This window comes from Saccharicrinis fermentans DSM 9555 = JCM 21142, from assembly GCF_000517085.1.
Taxonomy (GTDB): Bacteria; Bacteroidota; Bacteroidia; order Bacteroidales; family Marinilabiliaceae; genus Saccharicrinis; species Saccharicrinis fermentans.
In genome coordinates, this window is the sequence record NZ_KI912107.1 from 392,633 (window position 1) to 409,644 (window position 17,012).

Genomic DNA, 17,012 nt, shown 5'->3' on the forward strand with positions numbered 1-17,012 from the left:
AATAGCAGATTGTGGCTGGCTGAAATATAATTTTATTTAGAAATGAAGAATTTACCAATCTTATTATTTTTGATGATTACATCTAGGGTGTTGGGGCAACCCGCTGATGTAAATAGTACTTTCCCAGATGTTAAGCAAGCTATTCAAGAGCATAATAATTCTTTTTATGCGGAACACGCTACTTCCTATATTTATACTGATGAAAGTGGTGTAGAATGGCCATACCGTTTGTTTTTACCTCCAGATTATGATCCTAAGAATGAATATCCGTTGTTGCTTTCTTTTCATGGAGCTGGGTCGAGAGGGGCTGATAATTTAAAACAATTACGACCTTGGATTGCTGGATGGATGGACGAACAAGTTCAAAAGGAACACCCTTGTATTATTCTGATGCCGCAGTGTCCTAGCAAACAGCAATGGGTGAATGTCCCTTGGAAAGAGGGTTCCTATGTTTTTAAAGATATTGCACCGAGTAGGCCTATGAAGCTGGTGAAGAAAATTTTTGACAAGGTAGTTGAGGAAAATTCGGTGGATAAAAATCGTATTTATGTGATGGGAGCTTCAATGGGAGGCTACGGTACTTGGTACTTTCTGATGCGTTATCGCAAATTGATTGCAGCGGCTGTGCCCATCTGTGGAGGCGGTGATCCGTCGATGGCGAAAAAAATTAGACATATTCCCATATGGGCTTTTCATGGAGATAAAGATCCAGTTGTACCCCTCTCCGGTTCAACAGATATGATTTCAGCATTGCAAAGTTTTAAGGATAATAATGCCCGTATTACCATCTACCCGGGAGTTGGACATAATGCTTATGAACTGGCATGGAATGACCCAGCATTAGTTCGTTGGGTTTTTAGTCAGGAAAAAGGACATTAAATTTCATTGAGCTTTGAAATGTTTTGTCGCATATTTTTAGCGGCAAGATCGTAGCTTATTACCAAGTGTTTTTATATACGCCGAGATAAACTGTAGAAAATATGATTAGAAGTATAGTGGTAATATTATTTGTACTGTTGTTGTGTCTCCCAAACAATATGGTGTCGCAGGAGATCAAAGAAGAGCTGGATATGCAACGATTCATTCAGCCCTTAAGTCAAGCGGGAATCTTTCGCGATTCGAATTATTATAATTGGGGAGGTTCCATCATTAAAGATAATGAGGGACTTTACCACTTGTTTTATTCTCGTTGGAAAAGAGAGAATACCTTTGCCGGTTGGTTAACTTCTTCTGAAATAGCTCATGCAGTATCTTATCATGCTACCGGCCCCTGGGAATATAAAGAAACTGTTTTAAGGGGTAGAGGAAATGGTTACTGGGATGGGATTACGGCTCATAACCCAAAGATAAAATATTTTGAGGGTAAATATTACCTCTATTATATTGCTACTAATGGGGGCGATAAAGAATACACAAATGAAGATTTATACATTAGCAAAACGAAGGGCTTAGATACGAATGTTAAAAATATATTACGGGCTAATCAGAGAACAGGAGTTGCCGTTTCTAATTCTCTTAATGGCCCTTGGACGAGAAGGGATGCGCCACTAATTGAACCCTCAGGGCCTATTACGACCTTAACAGTAAACCCTGCTATTGCAAAAGGAAAAGATGGTAGTTATTATCTCATTGTTAAAGGTGATAAGCCCAATGAAAAGAGATTTATACGTAACCAGGCTATTGCTATCTCAAAAACACCAGAGGGACCATTTGTAATGCAAGCGAATCCGGTTATTGGAGACCTAGATACAGAAGATGTATCCATGTGGTATTCTGAAAGAGATAGTAGGTTTTATGCCGTCTTTCATGCACACACTTTTATTGGTTTAATGGTGTCGGAAGATGGATTAAATTGGAGGAAAGCAAAAAAATATAAAATAACAGATAAAAAGATACGGATGGAGGATGGTTCCATGTTTATTCCCGGCCGCATGGAACGGCCTTTTATTTATATAGAGAACGGAGAGCCCAATGTGCTTTGCCTGGCCATTAAAAAAGGTGACGACTCTTATACTGTTTTTCTCTCTTTGTTTGATGAGAAATAGTTGTATGATATTTGGGGGAACGATTTAGTAATTAATGATTGGTATCAATACGATGGTTTATTTATGCGAATGGATGTAATTCTGATTATCGTCCTTTAAATAAAATAGCCCATGGTTTTATTTCATAGATAGTTGTGTGTTTAGTTTTGGTGAGTTCCATATAGCCATTGAAGGAAAATAAATGATGATTTGCTTGAAAAAAATCCCATACGTAGTTTAATATAGGTTAATTTTAAATCAGCCAGTAAAGAATGACAGTTAATAAAATCGGAAAAAATCGAATCGAAGTTATTGATAGCCTTAGAGGATTTGCTATTATGGGAATAATGCTTCTGCATAGCATCGAGCATTTTAATTTTTATGTATTCCCCAATCCGGAAACACAGCCGGATTGGTTAAATAGTATAGATTCTAAAGTTTGGGATAGTCTGTTTTTTATGTTCTCGGGGAAAGGTTATGCCATATTTGCTGTCCTGTTTGGATTTACGTTTAGTCTTATGATGCGTAAACAGAGAAAGAAAAAGATTGATTTTGGTTATCGCTTTTTGTGGCGAATGGTTTTATTAGCGGGGTTTGCAGTAGTCAATGGAATGTTCTTTCCTGGTGAAGTGTTAATGATGTATGCAATATTAGGTCTGTCATTATTTTTTGTAAGGAATTTAAAAACACAGCTCATATTAATAGTCTCTGCGCTTTTTCTTATGCAGCCAATTGAATGGTTCCACTATATTCGCTTCGCTATGGATAATACTTATGTGGCTCCGGCTTTAGGAACAGGTAAGTACTGGAATTTGTTAAAGGAAGGACAGCTTAGTAATTCGATAATTGATTTAATTACAGTAAATACCTTATACGGACATAAAGCATCTTTATTATGGGCTTTAAGTGTAGGTCGTATGACTCAAACAATAGGCTTGTTCGCCTTGGGGTATTGGTTAGGTATTAAACAATTATTCTCTGATTTAACCGCGAATACTAAGTTCTGGAAACGTGTTTTAATTGTTTCGATTGTAACTTTTATTCCATTGTATGTTTTGAAGGTGTACATCAAAGATATCTTTGAATTAAAGATATATATGCGAACCATTGGTGTTATAATTAAAATGTATGGGAACTTGGCATTCTCTCTTGCAATGATTGCTTCTTTTTATCTACTGTATAAAACTAAAGTGTTTAGACGGATTGCTGGAGGATTACAGTATTGCGGTCGAATGAGTTTAACAGCTTATATGATGCAATCGATCATTGGAGGCTTTGTTTTTTACGGATATGGCCTGGGAATAGGTCCGAGTGTAAGTCATACAGTTAGTTTATGCGTCGGAATTGTACTGTTTTCTTTTCAATATTATTTTTGTAAATTCTGGATTAGAAAATTTAAACAAGGACCTCTTGAAATGCTTTGGCATAAGTTAACTTGGATAAGGAGTAATTAAGGATCGTTGACTTTGTAACTCCTATATGAGTTGCAAAGTCTAACAAATAAGAAGGGTAATTTATCTAAGTATAGGTGGTTGTATATTAATAAGATGGTTTTTGTTTGTACTAATTGGATTTAATATAAATTAAAGAGTGTGTTGTTTATATTGGTTTATAATAATACTTTTAGCAAATTATTTTTTTAAATCATAAACTAACTTAAAAATGAAAAAAGTATTGATTCTTTTTGCATTAATTCTTGGAATTTCTGCGGTAACTACTACAGCTAGTGCGTCTTACAAAATTAATGATTCTGCTATCGAGAGCCTTTTTAACAAGGCAGAGGTAGGAACTATGAGTGTTATGTTTAATGGATTAGACGATGCAGCAAGTGCATCAAAAACTACTGTTAAAGAAAAGAGCGCAACTGCAGCGTTAATTATAGACTTCTTTTTAGGAGGTTTAGGCATTCATCGTTTTTATTTAGGGACTAAAGTAATGACCGGATTAGGTTATATTTTAACATGTGGAGGTATTTTTGGATTAGTGCCACTAGTTGACTTAATTGTTATTGCTGTTAATTTTGATGACATTTCACAATACGTTGATAATCCGAAATTCTTTATGTGGTAAACTTACTGCAACGTAAACTTTTTTTAGCAGGCTGTTTAAACAGCCTGCTTTTAGTTTAAACCACTTTTTTTATGATTAAAGCAATATTTTTTATTGTATTTATTATATTTTGTGATCTAACGATTGGGCAAAATTACAATAACCAAATTTCAGTTGATGTAAAATACCAAGCATTAAAAAAAGGTAAGCTTTTTACGATTGAGAATACCACATTTTATGATGGAAGAAAAGAAGATGTAATTTGTTATTACCATACACCAACAGAATTTTATAAGTCCATTAATGCCAAAGGTGAAATTACAATTTATATGCCCCGAGAGAATACCGTTTCTTTCACACATAATTCGCATTACTCAAGTAAAAATGAGTTAATTTATTATTTTGTATCTAACAAAACAGAGGATTTAGGCTTGAGAAATGAAGGTTTTACCATAAAGGATTCAAAATATGAAGGTAACAACCTAATTGTAACATGGGAATCTCCGGTTACTATTACTACGGTTAAGGAGGTAGATATTGTTTATGAAAATATGGTGCCTATATACAGTGAATACCGGGATATAAAAGATAAAGTGATAAAGAAGACTTACTATTATGAATATTATCTAGGTAGTTTTTTTAGCTTACCTCAAAAAATTACGGAAATATCCTATACTTCAGAAAATGATTCAGTCATAAAAAGAACCAGTATCTCAAACATTAAACTTGGGAGTGCAGTTGATGAAAGAAAATTTAAATTTGACATACCTGCAGATGCAACTTATATCGATTAGAAGACTTATGGTTATTGGCTTATTTCTTTTGTTAGCGGATATATTATATGCGCAGGACATTAGTAAAATTAGCCTTGATTACAAAGATGATATTGAGATGGTGAGTGCACAATTAAATGCCGAGCTTTATAATTCTCAAAACGTATATTCACGGAGAAGGGAGTTTTATCTCCAAGGAGAACCTCTTAAGAAGAAACTTAATCCACTTAATTGGGTATTTGGATCGCTATTATTTGCGTATCAGAGCGGATTATCAATACAATTTTCAGCTGACTGTTTATACTCACCGTCTTGTTCTAACTTTTGTAAAGATTGTCTGAAAGAACATGGTTTAGTCAAGGGATTATTACTCACTTCAGATAGACTTAGTAGGTGCAATAGGATCGCGCAGTCGGACTTACATCCTTTAAAATTTGATGAAAACAAAAAAAGATTTGTTGATACTGCTGAAGAGTATAAATAAAGGCAAACCATTAAATATGAAAGTAATTACTTTATTTTGTGTTTTTCTTTTTATTCATGTCTTGGGGTATTCTCAAGTGAGTAAAGAATTACCTTTTATTGAATATTTAATTGCAAAGGAAGAATATGATGCTGCAATTACATTGCTTCATTCTTATTCTTTGAGTAAAGAAACACAAAGCCAAGGTTTGGTAGATTCAATTAATTATTTGAAGGGATGGAGTTTGTACTCCTTAAAGCAATTGGATGAATCTGTTAAATATTTAAAGCAAGTGAGTTCGGATTCCTATTTTTATTCAAAATCTCAACTTTTTGCTTCTTATAATAGAGCGCACTTAAAGGATTATACAGATGCTATGGATGTGCTGGATTGTTTTATACCTAAGGATAAACAAGATTCCATTATCAGGAATTATATGAAAAGTGGAATCTTCTTGTTAAATAGGGATTTTGCAAATTATTCACTTTACCAAAATAAATTGGATAAACAGTTTTATGGAATAAAGAAGGAAAATCTACTTATTAATTCAATTGCCAATGAATTAGCTACTCATAAAACGAAATCGACAACAGTTGCAGCTATTTTGTCCTCTATAATACCTGGAAGCGGTAAAATTTATCTCGGGAAAACGGGGCAGGGAATTTCTTCCTTATTGATAGTAACAGGCTTAGGTCTAGTTACAGCCGAAAATTTTAGTAAGCGTGGCCCAGAAAAATTTTCTTCTATTCTTTTTGCTTCTGCCTTTACTACTTTTTATATAGGCAACATATATGGAACCATTAAACTTTCTAAAATTTCAAACAAAGAGTATAATTCTTATGAAGATGCAAAAATCTTGTTTAATATTCATATTCCTTTGCGTAACCTTTATAATTAACTCGCAAAATCACAATTATTCATTAGAATATTGCTGGAAATTATTATCTGAAAATAAACATACTGAGTGTGTTATAGAATGCGAGCGTGTTTTGTTTTATTCTGGATCTCCTGAGGATCAAAAGAATGCTTTGTTTATCAAGGGTCTATCTTTAAAACAACAACTTGATTTTAATAAGGCGGCTGATACATTTAATCAGATAAGGATTACTTCCAGCGAAAGCACTTTCTTTAACGAAAAGTTTTATGAGCAATCATTATGTAATTATCTGGCAGGTGATTTTGAAAATGCGTTGACGAATATCAATCAGTATGAATATCTATCGCATGGAGATACTATACCAAACGAGATATTATTGGTTAAAATACTTTCTTTAAATAGTTTATTTCATTTTGAAGATGCAAAAAATGCTACTCTGGCATTGATTACTAATAATAATCTCAATAGTGAATTGATAAATAGTACAGAAAATTTATTCAGAAGAAAAAACTGTCCTAGAAAGAAAAATCCTGAAAAAGCTAAAAATTTATCGATGATTGTGCCAGGGTTAGGGCATATTTATGCTGGCAGGTGGGTGGAAGGAGGTATAAGTTTTGTATTAAACGCCGGAGCACTATCTTTTGGCTTATATAACATATATATAGAGTATTATTTTACAGGCTATGTTATCGGTTTTACTTTACTTAATAAATTTCATTCAGGGGGTATGAAGCGTTCTTATATACTTGCGGAAACAAAAAACAAAAGAAATATAGTCAACTTTAACCAACATTTTTTAGAGTTGTGGAGGCAAATTGCGCACGCGGATTAATAGGGGGAATATGATTGGCATTCTCTCTTGCAATGATTGCTTCTTTTTATCTACTGTATAAAACTAAAGTGTTTAGACGGATTGCTGGAGGATTACAGTATTGCGGTCGAATGAGTTTAACAGCTTATATGATGCAATCGATCATTGGAGGCTTTGTTTTTTACGGATATGGCCTGGGAATAGGTCCGAGTGTAAGTCATACAGTTAGTTTATGCGTCGGAATTGTACTGTTTTCTTTTCAATATTATTTTTGTAAATTCTGGATTAGAAAATTTAAACAAGGACCTCTTGAAATGCTTTGGCATAAGTTAACTTGGATAAGGACAATTACTTTAGGCTAGTGATGTGATTCAACTCTATTCATAAACGGTGGTCATATGAAATTCCATGGAAATGGATTTACACTCAAGGGGATGATTCGTTTCGGAGAGTTCCATATGGCCTTTGAACGATAAAGGCCATATGAATCTAAGACGCAAATAAAAATTATCTCTGCATGAAATCAATATTTCTTACTTTTCCAATAATTTTGTAGGCTTGAAATCAAATACTTAGATAGTTTGGGGATCTTATAATATAGTCCGCTGGTACATAATAACTTTCATGATTCGCCCATTTATGTTTAATATGGCTTTATAACTATTTAGGGAGGATAATAAAGTTATAATACCATATAGCTGTTTGAAATTGTAACTTTACATAAACAAATCCGTTTACAGATTAGTTATGGTATTTTCTGCTGTAATCTTATCTTTAATTTATCAATTTATTTTGTTCAACACAAACATAATTACATTTGAAAATGAGGAAACTCTACGTAAAACATTTTATAGCATTAAGTTTTATTTTCACATGGTTTGAATCATATGCACAAGTTCCAAATATGGTGCTTAACCCTAGTTTTGAGGTGTGTGAAAAATGTCCTGAAGGTTACACTTTTATGAACAATTCACATGTTTTAATTCCTAACTGGACATATCCTACGGCAACAACACCCGATTATTTCAATGAGTGCGGTTTGGGAGAAGTAAAAGTACCCGATAATTTTGCGGGATACAGCAAGGCTAAATCAGGTAAAGGTTATGTAGGAGCCATTTTAAGTGGTAGTAATCGTAATTTTAGAGAATACATTCAAGGTACGTTAGACAGTCCTATGATTGAAGGTCAAAAATATTGCGTTTCGTTTTGGTACAAATTAGCGTCCGGAAGTAAATTTGCTGTTGATCAGTTGAGCATACATTTTACGACTGCGAAAATACTGAATGATAATAGTACATTTTTAAACTTAACAGCCGATTTAACGAACAAGGAAGGTTTATTTTTAGACAATACAGAAGAATGGGCTCAGTTTTGTCAAGTATATACAGCTAAAGGAGGTGAGCAATGCTTTGTTGTGGGAAACTTTAATAATTATGACAATACAAATTATGTAGTTACTGGTCGTGATACAAAAAATAAAAAAGGCAAGTCATATGCATATTACTTTTTTGACGATTTTGAGATTCGTCCGTTAGTTGATTGTAATATGTGTGCATGTGTTCCTAAAGGACTAAAAACCGTGGTGATTGATTCTTCTTATACAGGAGGTCAAAATCCCGTTACAGGTCATATTGATAGAATAATAAATGATGGTACCATTAGCATAGGGATATCTGGTGGAGAGCCTCCTTATAGGATAGAATGGAGCAACGGAACAATTAATGCAAAAAAAATTCAGAACCTAAAAGCGGGTTCATATACTTACTATGTAAGTGATAAAAACAATTGCCACTCTGAGGGTACTGTTGTTTTTAAAGAGCCCGTATTGACTAAAGATGCTTTTACCGAGAGATTAAGAAATATTGAGGAAGGAGGTGCGCTCATTTTAAATAATATTTTCTTTGAAACTGCTAAAAGCACCCTTTTACCAACTTCATTTGAAGAACTTGATAAAGTAGTCAATTTTTTAAAAGAAGGAACAGTTAGCTTGATTGAAATTAGTGGCCATACTGATAATGTGGGTTCTGATAAATTAAATCAAAGTTTAAGTCAACGGCGAGCAAATTCTGTAGTTAAGTACCTTGTTAGTAAAGGGGTCAGTGCTGAAAGAATAAAAGGTGTTGGATATGGAGAATCTAAGTTTATAGATACCAATAAAACCGAAGTTGGACGATCAAAGAATCGTCGTGTGGAATTTTCAGTACTCAAAAAATAAGCTCTTCATTATGCATTCAAAAAAAATAAATATACTAATCCTGTCATTGCTAATTTCATTTATTAGTATGGCACAGAGTCCCAAACGAATATTTACTAATAACTTATTCAAAGGCATGGAGGCCAGAACAAAAGCCGATATTGATAATGAACTTGATAAGGCTAAAGTAAATTTCGAGAAAGCCTTAGTAAAAGAACCTGAATCAGCCTTGGCTAATTTAGGACTAGCTATGGTCTACTCATATGATAAATATTCTAATAAAGACTATACAAAAGCGTTGGTACACTATAATAAAGCCTATACAGTGCAATCACAGTTTACAGGCGGAGATATAGCTATTATAAATGATTTGGTTTTAAAGCAGGATAGAACACGAAGAAGTAGGCCTTTAAGTAGCAATATGGATTGGTTGCATCAGCAGGTAGAAGATAAGCTGATTAAATATATACGAGAAGAAAATAATACCGATTATGCCCAGCGTTTTTTAAAAGAATTCCCTGATTCTAAATACTATGCCAATGTTTCGCATATTTTGAATTATCTAAAGTTTCGTGAAGCAGAGAATGAAAATACGGTTGCAGCATTTAATCAATTTTTAAAGAATTATCCTGAATCGGCTCAAGTTGATATCGCAAAAAAGATGCGCAATGAGTTAGCTTATAAACTGGCTATAAGTGAAGGATCATTAAATAGTTATCGAAATTTTGTTACGAAATACCCTGAGGCTGCTCAAGTTGAAGAGGTTAAGAAATTGATGGAAACAATGGCTTTTCAAGAAGCATCCGATAAACATACACTTGAAGCTATTGAGCGTTTTATAGCAGACTTTCCTAATTCATCAAAATTATCAAAAGCAAAAGCGTTAAAACAGCAATTGCTTTTTGAATGGGCTAAAAGGGTAAATACTTTAGAGGCTTATAACAAGTTTGTGTCTTCATGTCCCGAGGGTATTCATTATATTGATATTTTTAATTTGAAGGCTAGTGCATTAGCAGAACAAATAGTTAAAGAATTTCCTGCGGAAAATTACAAGTTTGTAAAAGGATTCGATAACCAACAGTTTAATGATTTTGGTGGAGGAATTGCTCAACGTCCCAATGGAGAACTTGTGGTAGCTGCTTCGTCGCGAAAAGCCGAGGGAACAATGTATGATTCTTGGCTTTTAGGCCTAGATGCGAGTGGAAAGATGATTTGGAATATATCTTTAGGAAATCGTTTTGATGATATTGTAAATAAAGTTAGCATAAGTGCGCAGAACGAAATTTACGTTGCGGGTGTTACTGGTGCCATAATTGATAGTTTAAAAGGCCAAGGCTGGCTTTATAAGTTGGATGCCAATGGTGACAATATCTTTAATCAAAGAATTGATATTGATGAAGTACTTGATTTTGTTGTTTATCCCGATAATAAAATTTTAATTGCTGGCTATAGCAAAGATTCAAAAGAGTCAACTTTTACGCCTAATTTAGTAAAACTTAATGCCAATGGTAAAAAGTTGTGGTCTCGAGCATATTCAAGCAAGGGTAAGGTTTATAGTTTGGCTAATGATGCGTCAGGTATTACTTATGCAGCTGCTGGAAATTGGATATTTGCGATTAATCAAGAAGGTTATTTAAAATGGGATATTTTATTGGACCAAAGCATAAAATATACCGCTGTAGATATGAATGCGAACAATAAACTAGTTTTTGCTGGTCTAAATGCTACAGGTGTTTTTGCAAGTGCTTATAATATAGATGGGGAAAAGATTTGGGAGTCTCCTATTGGTATTTCTGAAAATGGGAATATAGAACAAATTATATCTTTACCTGATCATAGTTTTGTTTTGGCAGGAACATTTAATAACAAAATAAAAGTGGTACATATGGATGAAGCTGGAGGTATTAAATCAGAAAAGGAATTTTGTTTGCCGCAAGGGATTAAACTAAACGATTTAACAGCTACTGATGATAATTTTGTAGCAATTAGCGCTACAAGATTAACTGGAAAAGGTGATTTAATTGTATTTAAAATGGGTTTGTAATAGACAGTAAACTTGACAAAAGTAATGGTAAGAGAGTAAAAATACTGGAAGGAAACATTTGTTGGAGCTAGGTATATATTTTGGAATATAGAAACCTGAGCTGATATTGGAAGAAGTGCAAGATTCTGTTTCACTTTGGAACTCATTCACTAACGTGTGTGGTGTGTCTCAAATGGCTATTGTAAGCATTCAAAAGGGAATAGATGGAGTGAATAATTAATAAAGGATATTAAAAAAGGTACCGGATAGCGTTTTAATTAGCTTAATTATACGAATGACATTACGTATGTATTAGTTAGTCTTTGCAAGAAATTCCAAATACTGTGTTATTCTCATTTTTGAAACAGTCATTTACAATCAGTAAACTCCTTGGTTTCAAAAATATCGAAAGCCTTGTCTTTGAAGCTTTCTTATCAAAGACAGAAAAAAACAGTCGTTTTCTTGCAGCCACTAGTTATATCAAACTAAAGTAAGAAATAAGAGCAATGGATAATATCGTTTTTATAGATACCGAAGTAGATGTTAAAAGTAAAAAGATACTTGCTGTTGGAGGTATTAATGGAAGTGGATTAACTTTGCACTCGAGGTCTATTACGGAATTGCTTAATTTTATAAAGAATAAGAAGTATGTATGTGGTCATAACATCATTCATCATGACTTGCCATATGTAGAGAAAGCGATTAATCAGAATTTGACTGGAATGAACGCTATTGACACATTATTCTTATCACCTTTATTATTTCCTACTAAACCTTACCATGCTTTATTGAAGGATGATAAACTACAGACTGATGAGTTAAATAATCCCTTAAACGATGCAACTAAAGCTAAAGATCTATTTTATGATGAAATATCGGCATTTCATGATATGGATGATGACCTAAAACAGATTTATTATGCGCTACTTGCTGATAAAAAGGAGTTTGAGTCATTTTTTGATTTTGTAGGTTATTCAATTTTGGGTGATGATATATTCAGTCTGATCAACAAACGATTTGCAGAATCCATTTGTCAAGAAGTAGATTTAGAGAAACTGGTACTTCAAACACCAATAGAGTTAGCTTATTGTTTGGCTTTAATAAATACGAATAGTAGATACTCAATAACACCTCCTTGGGTAATTAAGAATTATCCTGAGGTAGAAAGAGTCATGTTTTTGCTCAGAAATAATCCATGTTTGGAAGGGTGTGGATATTGTAATAAGGCCTTAGATGCTAAAGATGGATTAAAGAAATATTTTGGATTTGACTCATATAGAACTTATGGCGGTAAAGCGTTGCAAGAGCAAGCTGTTAATGCTGCCATTAACAATAAGTCTATCCTGGCTGTATTTCCTACAGGAGGTGGTAAGTCAATAACTTTTCAAGTGCCAGCACTGATGAGTGGAGAAAGTGTAAAGGGATTAACGGTTGTTATTTCACCTCTTCAGTCTTTAATGAAAGACCAGGTTGATAACCTGGAAAGTTCAAATATTACGGAAGCTGTTACAATAAATGGATTACTTGATCCTATAGAAAGGGCAAAATCTTTCGAAAGAGTAGAAAGTGGATCTGCTTCAATTTTATATATTTCACCAGAGTCGCTTCGTTCAAGGTCAATTGAACGTTTGTTACTTGGAAGAAATATAGTGCGATTTGTAATTGACGAAGCGCATTGTTTTTCTTCATGGGGACAGGATTTTAGGGTTGATTATCTTTATATTGGGGAATTTATAAAGTCATTGCAAGAAAAGAAAAATCTTGAAAATGGCATTCCGGTTTCGTGTTTTACTGCAACGGCAAAACAAAATGTAATCCAGGATATAAAGGATTATTTTCTGGAAAAATTATCGCTAAGATTAGAAACTTTTAGCTCCAAAGCATCTCGAACAAATCTAAGTTATAAGGTAATCCCAAAAGAAGATGAAGAGGACAAATATGATACATTACGCAATTTAATTGATGGAAAAAACTGCCCTACCATTATCTATGTATCCCGAACGCGGAGGGCTTATCAAATTGCCCAAAGATTATCGGATGACGGGTATTTGGCAAAGCCATACCATGGAAAAATGGACAAGCAAGAGAAATCTGAAAACCAGGATGCGTTTATTCGTGGTGATGTTGATGTGATGGTTGCCACATCAGCTTTTGGAATGGGAGTTGATAAAAAGGATGTGGGGATGGTAATTCATTATGAATTGTCTGATTCTTTGGAAAATTATGTACAGGAAGCTGGCCGGGCAGGTAGGGATGAGAATATAACTGCTGATTGTTATGTCCTATTCAATGAGGAAGATTTGAGTAAGCATTTTATATTGCTCAATCAGACTAAGTTGAATATTAAAGAAATTCAACAAATTTGGAAAGCTATAAAAGACATTACCAGGTTTAGGCTAAATGTTTCTAATTCTGCTTTAGAAATTGCAAGAAAGGCCGGGTGGGATGATAATGTAGTGGAAATTGAGACGAGAGTAACCACCGCCATATCTGCGCTGGAAGAAGCAGGCTATTTAAAACGGGGGCAAAATATGCCAAGAATTTTTGCCAATAGTATTCTATCAAAGAATGTCCAGGAAGCTATTGAGAAAATTAATTTGTCTGAAAAGTTTAATGATAGGCAAAAGGAACATGCGGTCAGGGTTATTAAAAAGCTGTTTTCCAGTAAAAGTAGAAAGCAAGCAAGTGATGATGCAGCGGAATCAAGAATCGATTACATATCAGACCACTTAGGTATCGTAAAAGAGGAAGTTATTCATGTGGTTAATTTATTGAGGGAGGAAAAAATACTTGCCGATACAAAGGACTTGACAGCTTTTATTAAGCGTGGAGAAAACAAAAACCGATCGTTGAGCATCGTTAATTCTATTAGCCGAATAGAGCAGTTTTTGGTAACTCAATTTGAAGAGCAGGAAAAGTCATTTCATGTCAAAGAGCTAAATGAACTGGCTGAAGAAAGTGGATGTTCTGATGTATCACCCAATAAGATTAAAACTATTATTAATTTCTGGGTGATAAAAAATTGGTTAAAACGCAAGCCTCACGATTATTCGAAGAATCATCTGACAATTTTATCGAACTATTCTGAATCGGAGCTCAAAAAGAAATTAGAAAAACGGCACGTGTTAGCCCGCTTTATTGTTGATTACCTGTATTTGAAGAGTAATGAAAAGCTTTCACTTGGGGATAAAAATAAAGAACAAGTATTGGTAGAGTTCTCTGTACATGAGTTGAAAAGGGAATATGACAATCAAAATGCGTTGTTTAAAATCAATGTTTCATTGGTAGATGTAGAAGATGCGTTGTTTTATTTATCCAGAATGGATGCTATAAAGATTGAAGGTGGTTTTCTTGTAGTATATAATAAGCTTAGTATTGAACGGCTGGAACAGGATAATAAAAAACGGTATAAAGTTGATGACTATAAGAAGTTAAATCAGTTTTATGAAAACAAAGTTCAGCAAATTCATATAGTAGGTGAGTATGCTAAAAAAATGATTCGAGATTATAAGGAAGCCTTACAGTTTGTAGAAGACTATTTTCAACTTAACTATGCGTCATTTCTTAATAAGTACTTTAAGGGGAGTAGAAAGGATGAAATAAAAAGAAATATTACTCCCTTAAAATTCAGGCAGTTATTCGGAGAGCTATCGCCTGCTCAGTTAAGCATCATTAAAGATAATGAGTCGCCTTATATTGCGGTGGCTGCTGGTCCTGGTAGTGGAAAAACAAGAGTGTTGGTTCATAAACTAGCATCCCTACTGTTGATGGAAGATGTTAAACATGAGCAATTGTTAATGGTTACTTTTTCAAGGGCCGCAGCTACTGAGTTTAAAAAACGCTTATTTGAGTTGATTGGGAATGCAGCTGCATTTATTGAAATTAAAACCTTTCATGCCTATTGCTTTGATTTATTGGGAAAGGTTGGTACAATTGAAAAATCGCAAACAATCATTAATAAGACTGTCGAAAAAATCCGTAATAAAGATATTGAACCAAACCGAATCACGAAGACTGTTCTTGTTGTCGATGAAGCGCAGGATATGGATGTTCATGAGTTTGCGCTTATAAAAGCCATAATGGAGTACAATGAAGAGATGCGGGTGATCGCAGTAGGCGATGATGACCAGAATATTTACGAGTTCCGAGGAGCAAGTTCTCGCTATCTGGAACAATTTATTTCAGAACAAAAAGCTAAAAAAGTTGAGTTGATTGAAAACTACAGAAGTAAAGCTAATCTTGTAGAATTCACAAATCATTTTGCTAACAAGATTACTCACCGCCTTAAAGAAACTCCAATCGTTCCGCATACAAATGAGATAGGGCAGCTTAAGTTAATAAAGTACTCATCTCCTAATCTCATTGAGCCGGTTGTTAGCAACATCTTGTCATCTGACCTTATTGGAACAACTTGTGTATTAACGCATACTAATTCTGAAGCCATACAAATCACTGGTCTCTTGATTCATGGAGGTTTACAGGCTAAACTGATTCAAACCAATGAAGGATTTAGCTTATATAATTTAGTTGAAGTACGATATTTTATTGAACAACTTGGCTTTGCAGAGGAAAAGTATACCATTACGGACGAAAATTGGAAAGCAGCAAAGCGTAAACTTTGGAACCATTATAAGGAAAGCTCTAAGATTGATATTTGTATTAACATGATCAAGGATTTTGAATTGAGCAACCCGAAAAAGAAATATCAATCTGATTTTGAAGTTTTTGTGAGGGAATCTAAGCTTGAAGACTTTGTGAGCACAAATGGAGAAACAATTTTTGTATCTACCATTCATAAAGCGAAGGGTAAAGAGTTTGATAATGTGTTTTTAATGCTGAATGGTTTTCATCCAGATAGTGATGAAAAAAGACGTGAGTTATATGTTGCCATGACCAGGGCAAAACAAAAACTGACAATTCACTTAAATGGTAATTACTTGGACGATATTACTTGTCAAAATTTAGAGCGAATAAATAATGACGCACAATATAAGCCTTCGAATTTGTTGGTAATTCAGCTTTCTCATAAGGATATTTGGCTCGATTTTTTTATTCGTCGTCAAAAATTAATTACTAAGCTAAAAAGTGGTGATACGCTAATGGTTAATAATGATGGTTGCTTTGACGAAAAAGGAAACTTTATCCTGAAATTTTCAAACAGGTATAAAGAAATCATAAACAACTACCAGAACAAAGGTTATGTACTCAAAGAATCAATAATAAATTATATAGTGTACTGGAAGAAAGAAGAATTGGAGGATGAAATAAAGGTTGTTTTACCGGAATTGAAGTTTATCAAGGCAGATGTTTAATTGATTGTTTGTGAGTGGGGTTATAAGGTGAATAGCCGCATTTGAGGATTTTTTAGTAAAAGTGTTTTTTGTATTCTATTGAATGTTAGTTTTGTGTGTTTGTATACTGGAAGATGATGCATGGGTAGAACAAGTAATATGGGTTTTGAGTAAAGGAAATGGTGGGGTATATTTTATACTTTAACGAACCATGGTGGCAAAGCTTTTACATATTCATTGACATTATAAGCCCCTGATGTAGTGTGTCACAAAATGATTGCGGTAAAGACAATTACCCTTCACAGTTTCCGGCCAGAGCATATTTAGATAAAGAATGTAGCTACTCAACCAATGAAATAGCCATTAATTGGAATGCACCATTTTGCTATCTGGTTTGGGGATTAAATAAGGAATTGAATAGATAGAACTGAGGTGCTAAAGAGTTGGCTATTACAAAAAAATCCATATCTACAAAAGTACTTTGGGGAGTAGACTCTTAGGATATCT

13 protein-coding genes are annotated in these 17,012 nt (G+C 33.9%); all 13 read left to right on the forward strand.

The window, feature by feature from the left end; translation table 11 throughout:
- Window positions 1-42: 42 nt before the first annotated feature.
- The 13 genes from CYTFE_RS24515 (at window position 43) to CYTFE_RS31770 (ending at window position 16,930) form a co-directional block, all read left to right on the forward strand.
- A complete protein-coding gene (locus tag CYTFE_RS24515; protein WP_081735882.1) occupies window positions 43-879 on the forward strand; it encodes a carboxylesterase family protein in 837 nt (278 codons plus the stop codon).
- A gap of 101 nt (window positions 880-980) precedes the next feature.
- A complete protein-coding gene (locus tag CYTFE_RS0101795) occupies window positions 981-2,045 on the forward strand; it encodes a glycoside hydrolase family protein (protein ID WP_027470408.1) in 1,065 nt (354 codons plus the stop codon).
- Between the two features lie 251 nt (window positions 2,046-2,296).
- Window positions 2,297-3,478: a DUF418 domain-containing protein gene (locus CYTFE_RS0101800; RefSeq protein ID WP_027470409.1), complete on the forward strand. Its 1,182-nt coding sequence runs from the start codon at window positions 2,297-2,299 to the stop codon at window positions 3,476-3,478.
- Window positions 3,479-3,686: 208 nt separating this feature from the next.
- Window positions 3,687-4,094 carry a TM2 domain-containing protein gene (locus CYTFE_RS0101805; RefSeq protein WP_027470410.1) on the forward strand — a complete coding sequence of 136 codons (408 nt, stop codon included), beginning with the start codon at window positions 3,687-3,689 and terminating at the stop codon, window positions 4,092-4,094.
- A gap of 71 nt (window positions 4,095-4,165) precedes the next feature.
- Complete coding sequence (locus tag CYTFE_RS24520; RefSeq protein WP_044214423.1) at window positions 4,166-4,867, forward strand: hypothetical protein; 702 nt, start codon at window positions 4,166-4,168, stop codon at window positions 4,865-4,867.
- A 97-nt stretch (window positions 4,868-4,964) separates the two neighbouring features.
- Entirely contained in the window at window positions 4,965-5,330 is a 366-nt protein-coding gene (gene yidD, locus CYTFE_RS31760) for a membrane protein insertion efficiency factor YidD (RefSeq protein ID WP_052343421.1), read from the forward strand.
- Window positions 5,284-6,207 carry a hypothetical protein gene (locus CYTFE_RS0101820; RefSeq protein ID WP_052342928.1) on the forward strand — a complete coding sequence of 308 codons (924 nt, stop codon included), beginning with the start codon at window positions 5,284-5,286 and terminating at the stop codon, window positions 6,205-6,207. The genes yidD and CYTFE_RS0101820 overlap by 47 nt, the downstream gene beginning before the upstream one ends.
- Window positions 6,155-7,018: a hypothetical protein gene (locus CYTFE_RS0101825; RefSeq protein ID WP_027470412.1), complete on the forward strand. Its 864-nt coding sequence runs from the start codon at window positions 6,155-6,157 to the stop codon at window positions 7,016-7,018. Before CYTFE_RS0101820 ends, CYTFE_RS0101825 begins: the two co-directional genes overlap by 53 nt.
- 14 nt (window positions 7,019-7,032) lie before the next feature.
- A complete protein-coding gene (locus tag CYTFE_RS31765) occupies window positions 7,033-7,359 on the forward strand; it encodes a DUF418 domain-containing protein (RefSeq protein WP_154665600.1) in 327 nt (108 codons plus the stop codon).
- Window positions 7,360-7,820: 461 nt separating this feature from the next.
- Window positions 7,821-9,212 (forward strand): OmpA family protein, encoded by a 1,392-nt coding sequence (locus CYTFE_RS30560; RefSeq protein ID WP_027470414.1) that lies wholly within the window; start codon window positions 7,821-7,823, stop codon window positions 9,210-9,212.
- Between the two features lie 10 nt (window positions 9,213-9,222).
- Window positions 9,223-11,235 (forward strand): hypothetical protein, encoded by a 2,013-nt coding sequence (locus CYTFE_RS0101840; protein WP_044262484.1) that lies wholly within the window; start codon window positions 9,223-9,225, stop codon window positions 11,233-11,235.
- Between the two features lie 485 nt (window positions 11,236-11,720).
- On the forward strand, window positions 11,721-16,526 hold the full coding sequence (locus tag CYTFE_RS0101845; protein WP_027470416.1) for a RecQ family ATP-dependent DNA helicase: 4,806 nt from the start codon (window positions 11,721-11,723) through the stop codon (window positions 16,524-16,526).
- A gap of 242 nt (window positions 16,527-16,768) precedes the next feature.
- Entirely contained in the window at window positions 16,769-16,930 is a 162-nt protein-coding gene (locus CYTFE_RS31770; RefSeq protein ID WP_152541903.1) for a glycoside hydrolase family 9 protein, read from the forward strand.
- Window positions 16,931-17,012 lie beyond the last annotated feature (82 nt).